Origin of the sequence: Hymenobacter actinosclerus, assembly GCF_900111515.1 — a bacterium.
GTDB lineage: Bacteria > Bacteroidota > Bacteroidia > Cytophagales > Hymenobacteraceae > Hymenobacter > Hymenobacter actinosclerus.
In genome coordinates, this window is the sequence record NZ_FOHS01000003.1 from 365083 (window position 1) to 386489 (window position 21407).

Consider the following 21407-nt stretch of genomic DNA (forward strand, 5'->3'; position numbering starts at 1 on the left):
TGATACCCGGCCGCCTGCAACTTAAACAGCTCGGCGTAGCGGCCGCCTTTGGCCGTATTACTCCCGCGGAATAAGCAGGTTGCGGTTCAGCTCCACGAAACTATACTCCGCGAAAAGGAGCAGGATAACAGGCAGCTGGTCGGACAGGAGTTGTAGTAGCTCGGAGTTGCTGATGTTGCCAGTGGTGATAAGCAGTAGTTGCCGAGGCTGCTTATTGGCCAGGTAGCTGTATAAAAAGTCGCTGTCCTTGGTGATGACGATGCGGTCAGTTTCCGTTGCCAGCCGGCGAATTTCCGTGTCAGTAGTTCGCTCGGCGTGCGGCAAATCGTCGGTATGCAGGCAATCGAGGCCCCGGTAGCGGAGCAGATGCGCTACCCGGATAGGTAGTTGAGCATCCACTAAGAACTTCACGAAGCAGCGTAGGGCAGCGTTTTCAGGTCGCTCAGGCGCGCTCCGTACACCAGACATGCCCGGATGTCGGCCTCTTCCAGCGCCGGATAATCGGCCAGAACTTCGGCGTGGCTCATGCCAGATGCCAGCAATTCCAGCACTAATGATACGGGGTAGCGCATACCCCGAATGCAGGGTTTACCGTGGCAGATATCAGCCTGAACTGTAATGCGGGGTGTTTCCATAGAGGTGCGGCTAATTGGATGAGGCTGGCTAAAATACGAAATGCCTACTGATACCCGGCGGCCTGCAACTTAAACAACTCGGCGTAGCGCCCGCCCTTGGCCAGCAGCTCCTCGTGGCTGCCGACTTCCACGAACTGGCCGTTTTCGATGACCAGGATGCGGTCGGCCATGCGCACGGTGCTGAAGCGGTGGCTGATGAGGACGGCGGTTTTGCCCAGGGTCAGGTCCTTGAAGCGCTGGAACACCTCGTACTCGGCGCGGGCGTCAAGGGCGGCGGTGGGCTCGTCCAGGATCAGCAGCTGGGCGTCGCGCATGTAGGCGCGGCCCAGGGCGATTTTCTGCCACTCGCCCCCGCTCAGGTCCACGCCGCCGTTGAAGCGGCGGCCAATCATCTGCTCGTAGCCGGCGGGCAGCTTGGCAATTACCGAGTCGGCCAGGCTTTGGGCGGCAGCCTGCTCGATGCGGGGGCGGTTGTGCTGCTGCTCGATGCGGCCCACGGCCAGGTTCTGGCCGGCCGGCAGCTGGAAGCGCACGAAATCCTGGAAAATGACCCCGATTTCCTGGCGCAGCTCCCGCGGGTCGTACTCGCGCAAATCGTAGCCGTCGAGCAGGATGCGGCCCTCGGTGGGGTCGTAGAGGCGCGAGAGCAGCTTGACCATCGTCGTTTTGCCGGCCCCGTTTTCGCCCACCAGCGCCAGTTTCTCGCCGGCCCGCAGCCGGAAATTGAGGTGGCGCAGGGCCCATTTCTCGGCGTTGCGGTACTGGAATCCCACGTTTTCAAACGTGAAGCCCTCCCGGATAGGATTCGGGAAGGGCCGCACCGGCTGGCTCTCGTCGCGGCGGATGCGGGGCTGGAGCTGGAAAAAGTCGAAGAAATCCTGCAGGTACAGCGCCCCCTCGGCCACGGCGCTGAAGCGGCTCAGGATGCCTTCAAGCAGGCCGCGCATGCGGGCAAACGAGCCGGCCAGAAACGTGAGCTGGCCAATACTGACCGCCCCGGCCACGGCCTGCATAATAATATACACGTAGGCCGCGTAGTAGCCGGCCGCGCCCACCGCCGCGAAGAACGTGCCCCAGCCGGCCCGCTTCACTACCAGGGCCTTGTTCTTGGCGTAAAAATCGTCGGAGAGTGTGCGGAACCGGTCGGTGAGAAAGGTCGAGAGGCCGAAGATTTTCACTTCCTTGGCCGTGTCGTCGGAGGCGCCGGTCTGGCGCAGGTAGTCCAGCTCGCGGCGCTCGGGCGTCCAGCCGTGCACCAGCGAGTAGCTGCGCTCGTTGAAGTGCGACTCGCCCAGAAACGCCGGCACCACGGCTACCAGCAGCAGCACCAGCAGCCAGGGGTTGAACGCCACCAGCCCCACGGCCAGAAAACCCATCGTAATGGCATCCTGGGCCTGGCTCAGCACCTGTGACATAAGCACGGTGCGCGAAAGCGTCTGGCGGCGGGCTCGCTCCAGCTTGTCGTAAAACGTGCTGTCCTCAAATTGGTCGAGGTCCAGCTCGGCGGCGTGCTCCATCAGCCGGATGGAGGTCTGGTTGGCGAACAGGTCGCCGAGCAGCGAGTCGAGCAGGGCCACGCCCCGGCCCAGGGCATCGGAAAGGATGGCCAGGCCGAACTCCAGGGCCACCAGCGTGAGGACGGGCGTCAGTTCGCGGGCTTCGGCCGGCTGGCGGCTCAGGCCGATAATGGCGTCGAGGATGAGTTGGGCCACGTAGAGCATGGCCACGGGCAGGGCCGCCCGCAGCAGGCGCAGCGCCACGTTGCCCAGCGTCAGGGCCGGACTGGTCTGCCAAATCAGGCGCAGAAAGGCGGGCAGGTTTTTAAGCGCCGAAAACCGCTCCCGCACCGAAAGAGCGGGCTTACCGTCGGCGCGGGGCTTTTTAGCAAAAAAAGAATCAGAAGGAGAAGCCATAGGCCCGGTGTACGGCACACTTCGGGCCGGGGTGCCGGGGCGGCCGTTTTGGCAGGCATGCGGGTCATCGTTTCGGGTTGTGGTTCGTACATTTCCGGCTCTGTTCGTCGTTTGCTTCTTTTTGGGCTGCAGCCACCGTTCCGGCCATTCGCCTTCCTGCCCCCTATGCTCCACCGCCTCACCTTCGCCCCCTTCCCCGATGCCGCCGCCGCTACCTGGTTCGCGGACCTGGGCGACGCGCTGGAAGCCGATGGCACCACGGGGCTGCTGCTGGCTAACCTCACGGTTTCTGAAGGCCAGGCGCTGGCCGCGGTGGCCGTGCTGCCGGGCCGGGTAGTGGTGCTGCAACCCGCCGCCCCGGCCGGCACCACGGCGCCAAAGCAGCAAACCACGGCGCTGGCCACCTGGCTGGGCACCTGGCCCGAACTGCCGCCGGTACCGGCCGCCGCCATTGCGGGCTTTGTCATCGGGGCCGATGCTGCTGGCACCGCTTGGCCCGCTACCACGCTCGATGCCCTGCCCCGGCAGCTCCGCGAGTTGCCGCAAACCCTGCCACTGCCCGCCGCCGCGCTGGAGAGCTGGGCCAGCAGCCTCATCGACGACGAGGAAGACCCCGAAACTTACCGCACGGGCTTTTGGGAGCAGAAGGCCCGGCAGCTCTGGAGCTGGCTCGGCGCCGCCGATGTGCCCGCCGACCCGCCCTACGGCGTGGCCCCGCCGGCCCCCGCTCCAGCTACCGACACGGCGGCCGAGCAGCGGCGCCTGGAGCAGCTGCGGCAGCAACTGTTTGCCGAGTTGGAGCAGCAGCGCCTCCAGATGGAAGCCCGCGAAGAGGCCCGCGAACAGAGCATCGCCCAGCTCCAGCAGCAGCTGGCCGCTACGCCCACCGCCGCCGCCGAGGTAGCCGCCCTGCAAGCCCGGCTGGCCGCCGAAACCCAGGAAAAGAACGCCCTGGCCGCCGCCATTACCGCCTCGCGCCAGGAAGCCGAGGCCCGCAACCGCGAGCTGGAAGCGCGCATGCAGCAGCTGGGCCGCCAAGTGGAGCAACTGCAAACCCGCCCGGCTACGGCTGGTCCGGCCGCTACCGTTCCGGCACCGACGCCGGGGGCGTCCCCTGCTTCGGCGGCTCCACCAATGCGCCAACGGCCTGCCGGCGGCACTCCGGCCAGGCCACGGGCGGCGGCGCCCTGGCGGCTGCAATGGCCCCGGGTGGCGCTGGTGTTGGGGCTGCTGGCCGGTATCGGGGCCGGCGGCTGGGCCGTGCAGCACTACGCGGGTTCAGCCGCCCGGCCAGCGCAGGCCCCGGCTCGCCAAGACCGCCCCACTGATAATGAAGTCGACGAAAATCTGGAAGCGGCCGCCCCTACCCTGTTTGATATTCAGCCCGACACAATTCGGGTGGAGGCGGATAAGGCCGATTCGGCCGCGGAAATTGCCCCGGAGCCGGCCGTGCCCGAGCCCGGCGAAACAATGGATTCGGTGACGGCCCCAGCCGAAGGCATCTAAAGGGTGTAGCAGGTTGTAGAGACGCGACCCATCGCGTCTCGGCGTTGCTGATGTTGAACGACCCATGCTATTGTTCAACGCTGAGACGCGAAGGGTCGCATCGCTACAACCGACCATTCCAAGCAAAAAGCCCGGCCACCTTACGCAGGTGGCCGGGCTTTTCAGGCTTCAATCAAGGGTGCAAAGCCCTAATATGGCTTGGCCTCGTGGGATATTTCTTCCGCTTCTTCTACAGCCTGCTCGTCCTTCATCATCATCTCCTTAGCATGAGCAATGCCTTCGCGCAGGCGCTGGCCCCAATCCGGGTCGCAGTTGGTGCACAGCTCCAGCATCTTGGTCTGGATGACCTCGGCCGCGCCGGCCAGCGCCCCCGACATGTTGTTGATGAGGTCGTCACGCTCCCAGTCTTCGTGCTGGCGGTACCGCTCGCCGGCCTGCTCGAAGTTGTTTTCGCGGTCGAGGGTCTGGCGCATCAGGCGGCCGTTGTACTCGGGCATGTGGTCGGGGCCGGCCGGTTTGGCTTCGGTCAGGCCGTTGAGCGAGGAGGGCTCGTAGTTGGTGTGCAGGTTCTGGCCGGGCGCGGCATCCACGTGGTAGGCCATCTGGCCGTCGCGCTGGTTGGTGGCCACCCGCACTTTGGGCGCGTTGATGGGCAGTTGCAGGTAGTTGGGGCCCACGCGGTAGCGCTGGGTGTCGGAGTACGAGAAGGTGCGGCCCTGCAACATCTTGTCGTCCGAGAAATCGAGGCCATCCACCAACACGCCCGTCCCGAAGGCCACCTGCTCCACCTCGGCGAAGTAGTTTTCGGGGTTGCGGTTGAGCGTCATCATGCCCACGGGCAGGTGCGGGAACTGGTCTTCGGGCCAGATTTTGGTGTCGTCGAGCGGGTCGAAGTTTAGCTCCGGGTGCTCGTCGTCGCTCATCAGCTGCACGCGCAGCTCCCACTTGGGGAAGTTGCCCTTCTTGATGTTCTCGTACAGGTCCTGGGTGGCGTGATTAAAGTTCTTGGCCTGAATCTTCTCGGCTTCGGCCTGGGTCAGGTTCTTCACGCCCTGCATGGGCTCCCAGTGGTACTTCACCAGCATAGCCTCGCCCTTATCGTTCACCCACTTGTAGGTGTTCACGCCCGAGCCCTGCATCTGGCGGTAGTTGGCCGGAATGCCCCAGGGCGAGAACAGAAACGACACCATGTGCATGGCCTCGGGCGTGTTGCTGATGAAGTCGAAAATCCGCTCGCCGGTCTGGCGGTTAAACACCGGGTCGGGCTTTTGGGAGTGAATCAGGTCCGGAAACTTCATGGCGTCGCGGATAAAGAACACCTTCAGGTTGTTGCCCACCAAGTCCCAGTTGCCGTCTTCGGTGTAGAATTTCACCGCGAAGCCGCGCGGGTCGCGCAGGGTTTCGGGCGAGTGGCCGCCGTGGCCCACCGTAGAAAAGCGCACGAACACGGGCGTTTCCTTGCCCTTGGTGTTGAACAGCTTGGCGCGGGTGTACTTGGCAATGTCCTCGTCGCCCACCTTGCCGTAGGCCTCGAAGGTGCCGTGGGCCCCGGCCCCGCGGGCGTGCACCACGCGCTCGGGAATCCGCTCCCGGTCGAAGTGGCTGATTTTTTCGATGAACTGGTAGTTCTCCAGCGTGGCCGGGCCGCGGTTGCCCAGCGTGCGCAGGTTCTGGTTGTCGCTGAGCGGATGGCCCTGGCGGGTGGTGAGGGTGCGGGCGTCCTCGCCGGCGGCCTTGTCGTGGCCATTATGGCCGTTGCGGCCATTCGGGGCGGAATGCTTCTCGTCGTGTGCCATGTGGTATGGATAAGTTGGTGGATTCCTGAAAGAGTAGTCGGCAGTAGACTACCGCTAAGGTAGGCAGATGTTCCGTCTAGTGGAGAATTATTCTCCACTAGAATTTTGGCTTTTGCCTTTCACCGCACTTCCGCCGGCGGCCGACCGTTGTTCTGATTACGCAAAAAGGGTGGCTTTTCCAACTTTCCTTTCCGGCCCGACGGTGGTAACTTTACTCTAGCCGAAGGCCGAATCAGAAAGCCCAGAATGCATCCCAGGCCAACAGCATTCTTAATTTCTAATTCTTAATTATTAATTAAAAATACATGCCCGTTTTCTCGCACCTGCACTCGCACACTCAGTATTCGCTGCTCGATGGCCAGGCCTCGATTTCGGGTCTGATGAAAAAGGCCCAGGCCGACGGCATGCCGGCGGTGGCCCTCACCGACCACGGCAACATGTTCGGGGCATTCAACTTCGTGGCCGAGGCCAACAAGTACAACGTGAAGCCCATTGTGGGCTGCGAGTTTTATATGGTGGCCGACCGCCACAAAAAGGCCTTCAGCCGCGAGAAGGGCGAGCGGGACAAGCGCTACCACCAGCTGCTGCTGGCCAAAGACCAGGACGGCTACCACAACCTGAGCAAGCTCTGCTCGATGAGCTTCATCGAGGGCGTGTACAGCAAGTTCCCGCGCATTGATAAGGAGCTGCTGCTCAAATACCACAAGGGCCTGATTGCCACCAGCTGCTGCATCGGGGCCGAGATTCCCCAGGCCATTCTGTTCGAGAGCGAGGCCCGGGCCGAGGAGCTGCTCAAGTGGTGGATTGACGTGTTCGAGGACGATTACTACATTGAGATTCAGCGCCACGGGCTGATGAACTTCGATGGCACCGGCAAAAGCCAGGAAGACGTGAACCAGGTGCTGCTCGGGCTGGCCCGCAAGTACAACGTCAAGGTTATCTGCACCAACGACTCGCACTACGTCGACCAGACCGACTTCGCGCCCCACGATATTCTGCTGTGCGTGAACACCGGCGAGGAGCACAGCATCCCGGTCGGTGACTTCCAGACCCAGTATTTCCGGCTGATTTCCCAGGACAACAAGGTCCTGTATGACCACCTCGACAACCTGCGGCCCCTGGCCGGCCAGGACGCCGCCGTGCGCCGCCAGCTCCAGCGCATCGACGAGGAGGCCCAGGCCCCGCGGCCCAAGTCGCGCTTCGGCTTCGCCAACGACCAGTTCTATTTCAAGAGCCAGGCCGAGATGAACGCCCTGTTTGCCGACGTGCCGGAGAGCGTGGACAACACGAACGAAATCGTGGACAAAATCACGCCGCCCAAGCTGCAGCGCGATATTCTGCTGCCCAACTTCCCCATTCCGGCCGAGCACGCCAACGCCGACGCCTTCCTGCGCCACCTTACATATAAGGGCGCGTTTGAGGGTGACAAGCGCCGATACTCCGACCGCACGCCCGAAATTGAGGAGCGCCTGGACTACGAGCTGCGCGTGATTGAGACGATGGGCTTTGCCGGCTACTTCCTCATCACCCAGGATTTCATCAACCACGGCCGCAACAATGGCGTGGCCATCGGGCCGGGCCGGGGCTCGGCCGCCGGCTCGGCCGTGGCCTACTGCGTGGGCATCACCAACATCGACCCCATCAAGTACTCACTGCTGTTCGAGCGTTTCCTGAACCCCGAGCGCGTGTCGATGCCCGATATTGATATCGACTTCGACGACGTGAACCGCCAGCGCGTGATTGACTACGTGGTGGACAAGTACGGCAAAACCCAGGTGGCCCAGATTATCACCTTCGGCACCATGGCCGCCAAAAGCAGCATCAAGGATGTGTCGCGGGTGATGGACTTGCCGCTGCCGGTGGCCAACGACCTCGTGAAAATGGTGCCCGACCAGGTGGGCACCACGCTCACCAAGGCCTTCGCCGAAAACCAGGAACTGGATATGATCCGGCGCGACGATTCGCCCGACAACCTGCGGGGCCACATTCTGCGCCTAGCCACCCAGCTCGAAGGCTCGGTGCGCAACACCGGCATCCACGCGGCCGGCGTCATCATCGCCCCCGACGATATCACCAAGTACATCCCGGTTTCGACGTCCAAGGATTCGGACCTGCTCATCACCCAGTTCGACGGCAAGGTGATTGAGAGTGCCGGGATGCTGAAAATGGACTTCCTGGGCCTGAAAACGCTCACCATTATCGTGGACGCCATCAACCTGATCGAGAAAAACCACGGCATCAAAATCGACATCGACGAGATTCCGATTGACGACCTGAAAACCTACGAGCTGTACCAGCGCGGCGACACCATCGGCACGTTCCAGTTCGAGAGCGAGGGCATGCGCATGTACCTCAAAGACCTCAAGCCCACCAACATCGAGGATTTGATTGCCATGAACGCCCTGTACCGGCCGGGCCCCATGCAGTTCATCCCCAACTTCATCAACCGCAAGCACGGCCGCGAAGTAGTCGACTACCCGCACGAGCTGCTGGAACCCATCCTGAACTACTCGCAGGGCATTATGGTGTATCAGGAGCAGATTATGCAGGCGGCCCAGATTCTGGCCGGCTACTCGCTCGGCGGCGCCGACCTCCTGCGCCGGGCCATGGGCAAGAAGGACATGAAGAAGATGGCCCAGGAGCGGGAGAAGTTCTGCGAGGGCGCCAAAACCCTGCACGGAATCGCGGCCAAAAAGGCCAACGAGGTGTTCGACGTGATGGAGAAGTTCGCCGCTTACGGCTTCAACCGCTCACATTCAGCAGCTTACAGCCTCGTGGCCTACCAGACCGGCTACCTCAAGGCCCACTACCCGGCCGAGTACATGGCGGCGGTGCTCACCAACAACATGGGCGATATTAAGAAGGTGACTTTCTTTATCGAGGAAGCCCGCAAGCAGAACGTGGCCGTGCTCGGGCCCGACGTGAACGAATCCATCCTCAAGTTCAACGTGAACAAGCAGGGTCAGATTCGCTTCGGCATGGCGGCCGTGAAGGGTGCGGGCGAGGCGGCCGTGGAGGAAATCGTGCAGGAGCGCGACCAGAACGGACCCTACGGCGACATTTTCGACTTCTCGCGCCGCGTGAACCTGCGGGCCGTGAACAAGAAAACCTTCGAGAGCCTGGCCCAGGCCGGGGCCTTCGACTCGTTCGACCGCTACCACCGCCGCCAGTTTATGGAAGCGCCCGGCAACGACCAGAGCCTGATTGAGAAGGCCATGAAAGTGGGCCAGCAGCACCAGGCGGCCAAGGAGTCGGCCCAGCAGAGTCTGTTTGGCGGCGGCGGCGGCGAAATGGCCATTCCGATGCCCAAAATCCAGGATATGGAGCCCTGGAGCCCCACCGAAAAGCTGCGCCGCGAAAAGGAGGTGGTGGGCTTCTACCTCTCGGGCCACCCGCTCGACGACTTCAAGCTGGAAATTGACTCGTACTGCACCTGCGGGCTCGATAAGATTGAGACCTATAAGAACCGCGACGTGACGGTGGCCGGGCTGATTTCCAACGTGCTGTTCAAAACCACCAAAACCGGCCAGCCCTTCGTCAGCTTCAACATCGAAGACTACGACGCCAGCCTCAACCTGGCGTTGTTCCGCGACGATTACTCCAAGTTTTCGGCCCTGATAAACCCGCGCAACTACGACAAGGAGCAGGTGCCGCCCATGTTCATCCGCGGCAAGTACGCCCAACGCTTCCGCGACTCCGACCAGTTCGAGTTCAAGATTATGACCATGGAGCCGCTGTTCAACGTGGCCGAGAAGCTTTCCAACGGCGTGCGCGTGCAGCTCGATCTGCGCACCATCACCGAGCCCTTCATGGACCGTTTCATGGAGGCCGTGGAAGGTGCCGCCGGCTCGAAAAAGCTCGAAATCAAGTTCGCCGAGCCCCACGAGCATCTGGCCGTCGACACCTACTCGCGCCGCTACCGCATCGAGCCCAAGGAGTTCATCCGCAAGATGCGCGAGATGGAAATCGACGCCTGCCAGCTCATTTGATAACAGATTGCGTTGGTTACGCTGATTCATTCATGGCCCGGTTCATAGCAACCAGATCAAGCCGCTAAACGCAACAGCCCCGCCCGGATAAACCGAACAGGGCTGTTGCGTTTGTAACTAAGCGGCAAAGTGTTGCTTAGCTATTTTTGCGGTCGTCGTTGCGCACGTCCTTGGCGCCGAGCTGCTCGACGTCCACTTCGGTTTTGCGCACCGTGTCGCGGATGGTTTCTTCGCGCTCGGTTACTTCTTTGCCCAGCGTTACTTCTTCCACCACGCGGGCTTCTTTGCTCACTACGGCCCGCTCGGCCCGCTCAGTTACTTCCACATCCCCTTCCTTGAAGGCGTTGAAGTCAGCCTCGGTAGCCGGACGGTTTACGGGTGTGCGCTCTACGTTTACGTGCTCCTCGCGCAGGCGCACATTGGCCTCTACCGGACGCTCCACGATGCGGCTGCGCAGGCGGGCACCGCCCGTTTGCTCCACACGCTTGCCCACTTGCAGGTTCTCCTCTATTACCTTGGCCGACACCTCGTTGTTGCCAGTCTGGTTTGTGTTGGCAGCAGCACCGGCGGCCATGTTGTTGGCCTTGTAGCCCGTCTGCTGGGCCTTTTCGTTTACATCAATAGCGCCGGCATTGTCCAGGATTTCGGCGGCCTTATGGGCGTGGTCGGCCGATTTGCAGTGCACAGTTACCATCGAGTGGCTGTTGCGGGCGGCGTGCGAGTAGCGGCTGGCATCGTCGGTATCGTCGCCGAACAGGTTGCTGAAGAAGTTGCTGATACCGTCGCCGGTGCGGCCGGCGGCGTCGCCAACGGCTTCGGTGGCAGTACCCGTGCTGTTGTAATAATTGCTGCTGTTCTCCGAGTCGCGGGAAATGGTATCTACGTCATCAAGCGAGAAGCCGGCAGCTTTCAGTTGCTGAGCAGCCATTTTAGCCTGGTCGGCATTATCGAAAATTCCTACTACGGTCTGATTCATCTGGTCCATGATAAGTAATTGAAAGGTTAGAAAAAGGAAAGGAAAAGAAAAGAGTAATCGGTAAGTCAGGGTTGATTGAAAGGGCATTACGGCTGGTCGGTAGCCGGGCCCGAAACTCCGGGGCCGGCTACATTCAGGCGCTCTACCTGAATCTGCTCCTGGCGCAGATTGACGGTACTGGTGTGCGTTTCTTCGACTACGCGCTTGCTGATGCGCAGCTCTTTCACTATCAGCACGCGGGTAACCACTACTTCGCGCAGCACCGGCACAATCAGCACATCGCCCTCCTGGCGGCTACCCGGCAGCGGCGCGTCGTCGGCCACAAACTGGTTGATGGCCACGTGCTCCACCTGCACTTCATCGTGCTGGAGCGTTACATTCACCGCCTGCTCGTGCTCCTGCACGGTTTTGCTGATGCGCAGCCGACCGGTTTCCACCACTTCCCGACCCACCACTGCCTGCTCTTCTATCACGGGCAGCACCATCGGCCGGCTGGCCGCAGTGGCTAACCGGGCGGGGGTATTTGGTTCGCCGTCGGGAGGAAAGATGCCGGGGTTCGGGTTCATCAGGAAGGGAAAGTCGCAGATTGAAAAACACTGGGTTTGCCTGCTTCTTTACGCCGTTTGCCCGTCTCTGTTATTAAAAACTGCCAACGCCTGGGCTCTGGCCCTGCTGAAGGAATAGTATTATTCACTAACGGACTATTTATATATAACATTCATATATAGCGCCTTATCCGGACGCGTTTACAGTATTCAAGTGCCAGCGCTGCGCCCACAGCAATCTGAGCTATTACACTCTAAGCAGTTTGCAATAAAATTTGGGCCAGTACTTTTCTATCCGGGCATTGTTCAATTTGTGTTGCTTTACTACTAGCCGGGCCGGGCGCATCTCGGGGGGCAATCCGGCAGCTACGGCCGCTTGCCCCTGTTGCCTCCTCGGCGTTCCACCATGGACGCCGGCTCGACATTGGTTACAGACGCGGTCGGGCAGTTTACGAGCCTTCGCCGTTCTACGCCCCCATTGCTCCCAGCCTTTCAGGTTGGCTGAGGCGGCCAAGGAACCGAGCCAGTGATTTGCAGAAAATAAACTTTCAATTTTTATTGAAAGTTTGAAATCTTCCTCTACATTTGAGGCATGCAACTCGACGAAGCTAAAAGCAGATTCATTGAAGGCTGGGGCACCCTGGGCTCGGCCTGGGGGGTGAGCCGGACAATGGCCCAGGTGCACGCCCTGCTGCTGGTGTCGGCGGGCGCGCTGAGTGCCGAGGATATCATGGAGCAACTTCAGATTTCGCGCGGCAACGCCAACCTCAACGTGCGCGCCCTCATGGACTGGGGCCTCGTGCGCAAGGAACTGCGGCCCGGGGAGCGGCGCGAGTTTTTCTCGGCCGAAAAGGATATTCACCGCGTGGCCACCCTCATTTTGCAGGAGCGCCACAAGCGCGAGCTGGCGCCCATTATGCGGGTGCTGGGCGAAATCCGGCAGGTGGAGCCCTCCCCCGCCGCCTCGCCCGAGGAAACCCAGGCCTTCACCCAGATGATTGGCAGCATCCAGAGCTTCGCCGAATTCGCCGACCGCGCCGCCGCCACGCTCATTAAAGCCGATGAGAACTGGTTCCTGAGCACGTTCATGAAGCTTATGCGGCCGCGTTCCTGAGGCCGGCTTATTTTTTTGCCTATATATTTCATTATTTATTGAAAGTTCGAAAATAAACAAAGCGTCTGCTACTCCCCCATCCTTTTCTCTTCCCCCAACCTCCTTTTACACTGCTTATGGAACGGCCCAAATTGGTTCTCGCGGGTGGCAGCGGCTTTCTGGGCCGGCATCTGGTCCGGCATTTCAGCCAGCTGGGCTACGCCGTAGTGGTGCTGGGGCGCAAGGCGCGGCCGGGCGTAGTGCAGTGGAACGGGCGCACCCCGGGCCCCTGGGCGGCCGAGCTGGAAGGCGCGGCGGTACTCATCAACCTGGCCGGCAAATCGGTGGATTGCCGCTACCACGCCGCCAACCGCCACGCCATCGTGCGCAGCCGCACCGATAGTACCCGGGTGCTGGGCGAAGCCGTAGCGGCCTGCCGCACTCCGCCGCCGGTGTGGCTGAACGCCTCTACCGCCACTGTTTACCAGGACACTCCCGGCCCGCAGCCGGCCAACACGGAAGCCGGCGGCCGGCTCGGGCGCAACTTCTCGGAGATGGTGGCCCAGCGCTGGGAAGCCGAGTTCAGCCTGGCGCCGGTGCCCGCCACGCGCCGGGTGGCGTTGCGCGCGGCCATTGTGCTGGGCGCCGATGGCGGGGCGCTGCCCGTAATGGCCCGCCTGGCCCGGTTCGGCCTCAGCACTCCGCAGGGCAACGGGCAGCAGTGGGTCAGCTGGCTGCACGTCGTCGATTTCTGCCGGGCCGTGGAGTTTCTGGTGGCTCATCCGCAACTGGAGGGCGCGTTCAACCTGTGCGCTCCCGAGCCGCTGCCCAACCAGGCCCTCATGGCCCTGCTCGACGCGCACTACCGGCCCCGCTGGCACCTGCCGCAGCCCCGGTGGCTGCTGGAAGTCGGCGCCTTCCTGCTGCGCACCGAAACCGAGCTGATTCTCAAGAGCCGCAAGGTAGTGCCCGACCGCCTGCTGGCCGCGGGCTTCCAGTTCCGCTACCCCCGCTGCCCCGCCGCCCTGGCCGACTTACTGCCGCAGCTTACCTGATGACGGCCGCCCCCGGCAGCTTCTACCGTCCACTGTTTTTCTTCACTTTTTTCCTTCATTTTTCACTTTTCAACCTTATTGCCATGAACTTCCACCTCCTCGTTTACGGCGTTTACCTCCCCGCCACGGTTGCGCTTACGGTCTGGGTCGCCCGCACGCTGTTCACCAACGGCCGCACGTTTCTGGTCGACATCTTCCACGGCAATGAGGCCCTGGCCGACTCCGTGAACAAGCTCCTGCTGACAGGCTTTTACCTCGTCAATATCGGCTACGCCATGCTCACGCTCCGCAGCACCGGCCCCATCAGCAGCTACCAGCAAACCGTGGAAATGCTCAGCGTGAAGGTGGGCACCATCATCCTGATTCTGGGCGCCATGCACTTCTTCAACCTCTACGTTTTCTACAAGCTGCGCAACCGCGCCCAGCAGTACGCCAAGGCCTACCACTCTTAACGTCGGCTGATTAGCCCGCGGTAATCTGAGCCGAATTCCGGCCCCGGTACCCGCACCCGGCGTAGGAAACGGCTACCGGGGCCTGGGCGGTATTGGGCGGCAAAACTGCCACTCTGGCCGAAGTGAACTTTCCGGCCTACTCCTTGTTGGAACGCAATCTGCTACCTTGCGGGCCGCTTGCCCGTATAGAAGCACCACACCTTTCAACCAAATCTGACTACCATGGCACATAAAGCAATCGAAATCACCGACGCCAACTTCGACGAAATCATCAACTCCGACAAGCCCGTCCTCGTGGACTTCTGGGCGGAGTGGTGCGGCCCCTGCCGCATGGTTGGGCCGGTGGTAGAAGAGCTGGCCGGCGAGTACGAAGGCAAAGCCATCATTGGCAAAGTCGACGTGGACGCCAACCCCCAGACTTCGGCCAAATTCGGCATCCGCAGCATTCCCACGCTGCTCGTGTTCAAGAACGGCGAGGTAGTGGACAAGCAGGTAGGCGCGGTGCCCAAGCACGTACTCGCCCAGAAGCTCGATGCCCAGGTAACGGCCTAGTCCGCTACCCAAGCAATAAACGCTGAAACCTCCGTTCTGCCGGCCTTATTGGCCCGGCAGAACGGAGGTTTCTTTGCGTAGCTATGCTACCCGGCAACGCTACCGCCGCGCCTGGCCCCGGTGGCTCAATCGGTGGCTTCGGGGGCGGCGGCGCGGGCTTCGGAGGGCGGCGTCTGGGTAGGCTTCAAGCCCGAGGCCAGCGAAAAGCCCGGCCCGAAGTAAATAGGGATGGTAAAGGTCATGGCCGTGGGCAGGTTGTATTCGCGGCCGGGCTCAAAGCGGGGCAGACTCGCTACCACGCGCTGCGCTTCGCGGTCGGCCTCGGCGGCCAGGCTCTGGGCCACCCGCACCTGGCTTACGCGGCCATCTTCGCCCACCGTGTACGTTATCAGTACGGTGCCTACAATGCCCTTGCGGCGCACCTCGCGCGGGTAAGTGGTGTTGCGGGCCACCAGACTGAGCAGCGCCGCCTCGCCGCCCGGAAAGCGCGGCAGCTTGCGCACCTGCACCGGCTGCATGTAAGGCGAGCCGTCTTTGTTGAAGAAAGCCAAGGCCAGCGGCCGGCCCTGGCGGTCGGGCATCTCGATGGCGCTCAGCTCGCCCGTATCGTAGTAGTAGCGCCACTCGCCCACCGGCCGGCCGGCGTTGTAGTGCCCCTCCGAGCGTTTCTGGCCGTTGCGGTGCACCGAAATCCAGCGCCCCACGCGTTGCCCATTCGCATAGTCGCCGCGCTGGCTGACGCGGCCGTCTTCGTACCAGCCCACGTACAGGCCGTTGGCTTCATCGTCGCGGTAGTGTACCTGGGCGGCGCGGCTGCCTTCGGGGTGGTACCAGGTTAGCAGGCCGTTGCGCACCGGCGGGTCGATGGACGAGAGGGTGCCTTTCAGCAGCAGCTCTCCCAGAAGCGAAAACTCGCGCATGGCATGGGTGCCCAGCAACTCATTGCGGCGCTCCACCACCCGGTAATGGGTGGCGCTGTCGGGCACCGTGGGCCGGTTCTGGTCGTTGAGATACACAGCGGGCAGGCTCTGGCCCTGGGCCAGGCGTACCGTACCCGCGGCCAGCAGGAGAAAAACGTAGCGAATTCGCATAAGCAGCCAGGGTAAAGCGCTAGTTACTGGCTACTAAATATAGATTAGCTACCATAAAACGGCAACCAATCGGTTGTTTTTCTTTTATAAATACCATTCCAGCTTACCCGCGGCCAATTGATTCGGCTGCGGGTAAGCTGGAAGGACGGTCTGGCGGCCGTTAGTCGTTGTCTTCCTTGATTTCCGGCAGTTGAATGGGCCGGTTAAACGCCTCCTCGAGCGAGATGAGCGTTTCGGTGCGCTCAATGCCGTCGATGAGCTGAATCTGCCCGTGGAGCACCTCGCGCAGGTGGTTGGTGTCGCGGCAGATCAGGCGGGCGAAAATGCCGTAGGCGCCCGTGGTGAAGTCGATGCTGACAACCTCCGGAATCTCGCGCAGGGCTTTCACTACGCCCTCGTACACCGAGCTTTTCTGCAGGTAAATCCCCAGAAAGGCCCGCACTCCGAAGCCCAGCTTCTGGTAATCGATTTTAAGCGTTGCGCCCTGCACAATGCCCAGCTCCTCGAGGCGGGCCATGCGTACGTGCACCGTCCCGCCCGATACGTGCACCTTGCGGGCTATCTCGGTATAAGGGGTTTTAGCGTCTTCGATAAGCAGCGCCAGAATTTTCCGGTCGGTGTCGTCAAGTTCGTAATTACGTGCCATTATTTTAAACTTTGATTATGTATATTCCAATCAAACGAGTTTTTGTTTAAAAATAGTGTAAATTTTTACCCAAAATATCTTAACTTATTTCATCATACTGATATGATTTCTACATTTGTCGCAATCCAACGCAACTGGCGGCGAGCTGTTTACTACTGCAGAACGATGAAATTGGTAGACTTGCCCTCCGCTTCCAGGAGTGAGGACAGGGTAAAAATTGGTCCGGTGGCCGGCTAACTACTTCGCGAAGGTTCGATTCCTTCTTCTACAGCAACAACGATTTGGTGGGACTAAGTGGGGAAGGGAATACCGGGACGTATCTGGGTGGGTACGTTCTGAATTGAGAGGCGGCATCTGGGTGGGTGCCGCCTTCTTTTTTGCCATTTTTCGGCTTCACGGGCTGCTTTTCAGCAAATCTGGCACCATAGTACCGAAACCGGCCGCAAAGGTCAGGTATTTTAATTGCAAATCCGCTGGGCCTTTCAAAATAAAAGCTCCCGACATACCGTCGGGAGCTTTTGGAATTTGCCGGGCGGCGCGGGGCCAGCAGCTAGCGGCCGGCAACGCGCTGGCGGTAGCGGGCCAGGCCGGCATCGAGGAAGCGCACGAAGGCGGCGGCATCGGGCTCGTAGCCCAGCGGCGGGGCCAGCACGCCGGCCTGGTTGGCGGGCACGTTGGGGTCGAGCAGCACGTAGTAGGGCTGGGCATTCACGTTGAAGCCCGTTACCTGCAAATCGGCGTTGCGCTTGCCAATGGTGGTTTTTGATTTACCGTCGTGGGCGGAGGTGTACACTTCACTAGCCGGCAGGTCGGTCTTGTCGTCGACGTACAGCGCCACTACCACAAAATCTTCGCGCAGGCGTTTGAGCACCTGCGGGTCGCTCCAGACGGTGGCCTCCATTTTGCGGCAATTTACGCAGGCGTGGCCGGTGAAATCGATGAACAGCGGCTTGTTCTGGGCCTGGGCGCAGCGCCGGGCCTGCTCCAGATCGAAGTAGCCGGGCAGGCCGTGGGGCAGTTCCAGAAACTCGCTGTAGCGGGGCGGCTCGCAGCCGGCCACGGGCACCACATCAACCGCGCTGGCCTGCGTGGTACCGGCAGTGGCCACCATAAAGTCGGTGCGGCTCTGGGGGGGCAGGTAGCCGGCCAGCAGCGGCAGCGGCGCCCCGAACAAACCCGGAATCAGATAGGTCATGAAGCTGAAGGCCAGCACGGCCATCAGCAGCCGGCCCACGCTCAGGTGGGGGAGGTCGGAATCGTGGGAGAGCTTGAAACGGCCCAGCAGGTACAGGCCCAGCAGGCCCGAAAGGGCAATCCAGAGCACCAGGTACAAGTCGCGCGGCAGCAGGTTCCAGTGGTAGGCCAGGTCGGCCATGCTCAGGAACTTGAGGGCCAGCATCAGCTCCACGAAGCCCAGCGTTACCTTCACCGTGTTCAGCCAGCCGCCCGAGCGGGGCAGGCTTTTCAGCCAGGTGGGGAAGATGGCAAACAGCGTGAAGGGCAGCGCGAAGGCCAGCGAGAAGCCCAGCATACCCACCACCGGCGCCACCCGCTCGCCCCGGGCCGCCAGGCCCAGAATGGTAGCCACAATGGGGCCGGTGCAGGAAAACGACACCAGCACCAGCGTGAGGGCCATGAAGAAGACGCCCGCCCAGCCGCCTTTGTCGGCCTGGGCATCAATCTTGTTTACCATGCTGTGGGGCAGCGTGATTTCAAACAGCCCCAGAAACGAGAGGCCGAACACCACGAACACGGCGAAGAAGATCAGGTTGGGCAGCCAGTGGGTGGCAATCAGGTTGGGGCCGTCTTCGCCCAGCAGCGCCGACACGACCACGCCAATGAGCACGTAGATGACGATAATGCTGAGCCCGTACACGGCGGCCTTGAGAATGCCGCGCTTCCGGCTGTCGGCGCCGCTGGTGAAAAACGAAACCGTCATCGGAATCAGCGGGAACACGCAGGGCGTGAGCAGCGCCCCGAGCCCGAACACGAAGGCCGCGAAGGCAAAGCCCCACAGCCCGCCCGCCGACTCGACGGCCGTGGCCGCTACGGCGGCCCCGCTGGTGGCCGGCGCCCCCGCCGTCGGTGCCACGATGGCAACGCTGTTATCAGCAGCCACCGCGAGGGGGGTGTCATGGCCAGCCACGCTGGTTGGCGCAACGGCAGGAGTCGGCTGAGTAGCTGAGCCGGGAGCGGGAGCGGCAGGAGTTGCCGACAGGGCTTCGGGGCTGGTGGGCTTGACGGCCGGCGGGGCCGTTGCGGGCGTTTGGGTGGCGGCCGGCGCGGCGGCCACGGTAGTACCGCTCACCTGCAACGGGCCGAAACTCAGGCTGGCGTCGCCCGGAATGCAGCGGCCGTCCACATCGGTGCAGCTCTGGAACTCGGCTTCGGCTTTGATGGTAAGCGGGCCGGGCTGCAGCACCCGGATGCGCTGGCGGATCTGGCCGGTTTTCTCGAAGTAGGTGACGTCGCCTTTAAATACGTCGTCGTAGTGCTTGGTTTCGCCCACCGATTTGGGTGGGCCGACCAGCTCGTAGGCGGGGCTTTTGGCAAACTGTAGGCTGAAGATGGTGGGGCCCAGGTCGGGGTCGAAGTTGGTGGCGTACAGGTGCCAGGTGGCATCGATGCGGGCATTGATAATCAGCTCCACCTGCTCGCCCACTTTAGCAGTGGGCTGGCTTAGGGTGGTAGTAAGCTTGGTGGGCTGCAACACCTGGGCCCGCAGGCCCAGGGGCAGCAGCAAGGCCAGCAGCAGCGGCAACAGTAAGAAACGACGGATCATGGGCAGATAAAAGCGGAGAGTGAGGCCGAACTGATAACAAAGGTCGGCAGAAACGGCAACAGGCAGGCGGCAGTCAGGTTTGAGCCGGCTTGCGGGGCCGGCTTGCGGGCGGTAGCGGCCGGGCCCGGGCCCGCCGCCGGCTCCTCTTGCCCCCCATTTGCCGGCTCATCCCAACCCCTTGGGGCGAATGTCGTACTTTCGCAGTACAAAGGATGGCCGGGCCGGTTGAGCCTGCCTCCGTACCTATGGGCTTAAACATTTTACTGACTATTCTGCTGGTAGCCGCCAACGGATTTTTTGTGGCTGCGGAATTCGCCTTCGTGAAGGTCCGTATTTCCCAGATCGAGTTAAAAGCGCAGAGCGGCAACCGCATCGCGCAGCTGCTGCTGGGCATGCTGCACGAGATGAACCACTACCTCTCGGCCTGCCAGCTCGGTATTACGCTGGCCTCCCTGGCCCTGGGTTGGATTGGCGAAAGTGTGGTGGCCGAAGTTATTCTGGCCATCATCGCCAAGCTGGGCATCGTGCTTTCCGATACACTGGTGCATCAGATATCGATTGTTACCTCGTTCTCGCTCATCACCATCCTGCACATTGTGCTTGGCGAGCAGGCGCCCAAGGTGCTGGCCATTCAGAAGCCGGAAACCACCAGCATGGCCATTGCCATTCCGCTGCGCGCCTTCGCCTTCATCACTTTCCCCTTCATTTGGGTGCTCGACCGGATGTCGAATGTTGTGCTGCGCCTGTTTGGGGTAGGCTCGCTGCACGAGGCCGAGGTGCATACCAGCGAAGAGCTGCGCATGCTGCTGGGCCAAAGCAAGCAAAGCGGCGAAATCCAGGAGTCGGAGCACGAGCTGCTGGAAAACGTGTTCGAGTTCAACGACCGGATGGTGAAGCAGATTATGGTGCCGCGCACCCGGATTTCAGCCATCGACGTGAATACGAACGAAGACACGGTGCTGGAAATGGTGTACAACGAGGGCTACTCGCGCATCCCGGTCTACGAAGGCAACATCGACAATATTGTGGGCGTGCTCTACGTGAAGGATTTGCTCCAGATTATCCGCCGGCACGAGCCGCTGGAGCTGGCCAAAACCATGCGCCCGGCCTACTTCGTCCCCGAAACCAAGAAAATCAACCGGCTGTTGCGCCAGTTCCAGCGCAAGCACATGCACATGGCCATCGTCTCCGACGAGTTTGGCGGCGTGTCGGGCATCGTCACGATTGAGGACATCATGGAGGAGCTGGTGGGCGAAATCCAGGACGAGTACGACAACGAGGTGCCGGTGGTCGAGAAGGTGTCGGAAACCGAGTACCGCGTGAACACCGCCACGCCCATCCCCGACGCCAACGAGCACCTGCCCTACCCCCTGCCCGAGGGCGACGACTACGAAACCGTAGGCGGCCTGCTCAACGTGCTTTACGGCAACATTCCCGAGGTAGGCGACGTGGCCACGCTCGACAATTACGAGTTCCGGGTGCTCAAACGCTCCCGCCGGGCCGTCGAGCTGGTGCAGCTGCGCCTGCTCGACGGGCAGGAGCAGGAAGCGGAAGCCGGCGAGATGCTGGATTTGTAGCGCCCCGCAGCATATCCCCACTACAAAAAAAGCGCTTCCCTGATCCGGGGAAGCGCTTTTGCTTTAGAACTCGGGTAGCTCTTCCTTATTCGGCCTATTTCTCGGGTGAGGTAGCGTCGGGCTGAAACCAGCTGGCATACAGCACATAGTTGTCGGCCGTCTGGCTGATGTTGGCGCGCTGCTGCTCCGTAACGGGCTTGATGCGGCGGGCCGGCACTCCGGCGTAGAGGTAGCCCGGCTCGCAGTGCATGTTTTCCAGCACCACCGCCCCCGCCGCAATAATGCAGCCGGCGCCCACCACGGCATGGTCCATCACAATGGCGCCCATGCCAATCAGCACGTCATCCTCCACGGTGCAGCCGTGCACGATGGCGCGGTGGCCGATGCTCACGCGGGCCCCAATGGTCAGGTCGGCCTTCTGGTAGGTGCAGTGCAGCACGGCCCCGTCCTGAATATTGGTCTGCTCGCCGATGCGGATGGCGTTGACGTCGCCGCGCACTACGGCCCCGAACCACACGGTGCAGGCGCGGCCCAGCGTCACGTCGCCCACAATGGTGGCGTTGTCGGCCACGAAACAGTCGGGGCCCAGCTGCGGGTGTTTTCCCTGAACGGGCAGGATGAGGGGCATAAGGTGAGATGGTGAGATGGTGAGTAGTGAGTAGTGAGTAGTGAGATGGTGAGTAGTGAGTAGTGAGTAGTGAGTAGTGAGTAAGGTACGCGGAGGGGCCTTATTTATAGATATCTATCCATATTATTTCGGCACGATAAGCGTTTGATGTACCAGCGCATGGAATTTAGA

The 21407-nt window shown here is 61.6% G+C and carries 17 protein-coding genes; 7 read left to right on the forward strand and 10 right to left on the reverse strand.

Annotation, left to right across the window (positions count from 1 at the left end; genetic code table 11):
* Positions 1-57: 57 nt before the first annotated feature.
* The 3 genes from BMY67_RS13145 to BMY67_RS13155 are packed head-to-tail and all read right to left on the reverse strand — an operon-like array spanning position 58 to position 2548.
* Entirely contained in the window at positions 58-411 is a 354-nt protein-coding gene (locus tag BMY67_RS13145) for a DUF5615 family PIN-like protein (RefSeq protein WP_092772306.1), read from the reverse strand.
* The gene (locus BMY67_RS13150) at positions 408-635 is read right to left on the reverse strand and encodes a DUF433 domain-containing protein (protein ID WP_092772308.1); all 228 of its coding nucleotides are present in this window, start codon (positions 633-635) and stop codon (positions 408-410) included. Before BMY67_RS13150 ends, BMY67_RS13145 begins: the two co-directional genes overlap by 4 nt.
* 44 nt (positions 636-679) lie before the next feature.
* Entirely contained in the window at positions 680-2548 is a 1869-nt protein-coding gene (locus BMY67_RS13155) for an ABC transporter ATP-binding protein (protein WP_092772903.1), read from the reverse strand.
* Positions 2549-2713: 165 nt separating this feature from the next.
* Here BMY67_RS13155 and BMY67_RS13160 point away from each other — a divergent pair, with 165 nt between their 5' ends.
* The gene (locus tag BMY67_RS13160) at positions 2714-4054 is read left to right on the forward strand and encodes a hypothetical protein (protein ID WP_092772310.1); all 1341 of its coding nucleotides are present in this window, start codon (positions 2714-2716) and stop codon (positions 4052-4054) included.
* Positions 4055-4242: 188 nt separating this feature from the next.
* Here the strand turns inward: BMY67_RS13160 and BMY67_RS13165 are convergent, their stop codons facing one another.
* Positions 4243-5850, reverse strand: a complete 1608-nt coding sequence (locus BMY67_RS13165; protein ID WP_092772312.1) for a catalase — start codon at positions 5848-5850, stop codon at positions 4243-4245.
* A 305-nt stretch (positions 5851-6155) separates the two neighbouring features.
* Here BMY67_RS13165 and dnaE point away from each other — a divergent pair, with 305 nt between their 5' ends.
* On the forward strand, positions 6156-9839 hold the full coding sequence (dnaE, locus tag BMY67_RS13170; RefSeq protein WP_092772314.1) for a DNA polymerase III subunit alpha: 3684 nt from the start codon (positions 6156-6158) through the stop codon (positions 9837-9839).
* A gap of 136 nt (positions 9840-9975) precedes the next feature.
* Here dnaE and BMY67_RS13175 read toward each other — a convergent pair whose 3' ends face one another.
* The gene (locus BMY67_RS13175; RefSeq protein ID WP_245745042.1) at positions 9976-10824 is read right to left on the reverse strand and encodes a YsnF/AvaK domain-containing protein; all 849 of its coding nucleotides are present in this window, start codon (positions 10822-10824) and stop codon (positions 9976-9978) included.
* A 77-nt stretch (positions 10825-10901) separates the two neighbouring features.
* Positions 10902-11381, reverse strand: coding sequence for a YsnF/AvaK domain-containing protein (locus BMY67_RS13180; RefSeq protein WP_092772316.1), 480 nt, complete (start codon positions 11379-11381; stop codon positions 10902-10904).
* 571 nt (positions 11382-11952) lie between these two features.
* On the opposite strand from BMY67_RS13180, the gene BMY67_RS13185 reads away from it, so the two are divergent.
* The 4 genes from BMY67_RS13185 (at position 11953) to trxA (ending at position 14512) form a co-directional block, all read left to right on the forward strand.
* Positions 11953-12474, forward strand: coding sequence for a GbsR/MarR family transcriptional regulator (locus BMY67_RS13185; RefSeq protein ID WP_092772318.1), 522 nt, complete (start codon positions 11953-11955; stop codon positions 12472-12474).
* 116 nt (positions 12475-12590) lie between these two features.
* Complete coding sequence (locus BMY67_RS13190) at positions 12591-13508, forward strand: TIGR01777 family oxidoreductase (protein WP_092772320.1); 918 nt, start codon at positions 12591-12593, stop codon at positions 13506-13508.
* Positions 13509-13591: 83 nt separating this feature from the next.
* The gene (locus BMY67_RS13195) at positions 13592-13960 is read left to right on the forward strand and encodes a hypothetical protein (protein ID WP_092772907.1); all 369 of its coding nucleotides are present in this window, start codon (positions 13592-13594) and stop codon (positions 13958-13960) included.
* 222 nt (positions 13961-14182) lie between these two features.
* The gene (trxA, locus tag BMY67_RS13200) at positions 14183-14512 is read left to right on the forward strand and encodes a thioredoxin (RefSeq protein ID WP_092772322.1); all 330 of its coding nucleotides are present in this window, start codon (positions 14183-14185) and stop codon (positions 14510-14512) included.
* Between the two features lie 125 nt (positions 14513-14637).
* Here trxA and BMY67_RS13205 read toward each other — a convergent pair whose 3' ends face one another.
* The 3 genes from BMY67_RS13205 to BMY67_RS13215 all read right to left on the reverse strand — a co-directional run bounded on the left by BMY67_RS13205 (position 14638) and on the right by BMY67_RS13215 (position 19031).
* Positions 14638-15603, reverse strand: a complete 966-nt coding sequence (locus tag BMY67_RS13205) for a TonB family protein (RefSeq protein ID WP_092772324.1) — start codon at positions 15601-15603, stop codon at positions 14638-14640.
* 160 nt (positions 15604-15763) lie between these two features.
* A complete protein-coding gene (locus BMY67_RS13210; protein WP_092772326.1) occupies positions 15764-16249 on the reverse strand; it encodes an AsnC family transcriptional regulator in 486 nt (161 codons plus the stop codon).
* A 550-nt stretch (positions 16250-16799) separates the two neighbouring features.
* Positions 16800-19031 (reverse strand): thioredoxin family protein, encoded by a 2232-nt coding sequence (locus BMY67_RS13215; RefSeq protein ID WP_092772328.1) that lies wholly within the window; start codon positions 19029-19031, stop codon positions 16800-16802.
* A gap of 245 nt (positions 19032-19276) precedes the next feature.
* On the opposite strand from BMY67_RS13215, the gene BMY67_RS13220 reads away from it, so the two are divergent.
* Positions 19277-20608, forward strand: coding sequence for a hemolysin family protein (locus BMY67_RS13220; protein WP_177189823.1), 1332 nt, complete (start codon positions 19277-19279; stop codon positions 20606-20608).
* A 94-nt stretch (positions 20609-20702) separates the two neighbouring features.
* Here BMY67_RS13220 and BMY67_RS13225 read toward each other — a convergent pair whose 3' ends face one another.
* Positions 20703-21236: a gamma carbonic anhydrase family protein gene (locus tag BMY67_RS13225; RefSeq protein ID WP_092772330.1), complete on the reverse strand. Its 534-nt coding sequence runs from the start codon at positions 21234-21236 to the stop codon at positions 20703-20705.
* Positions 21237-21407 lie beyond the last annotated feature (171 nt).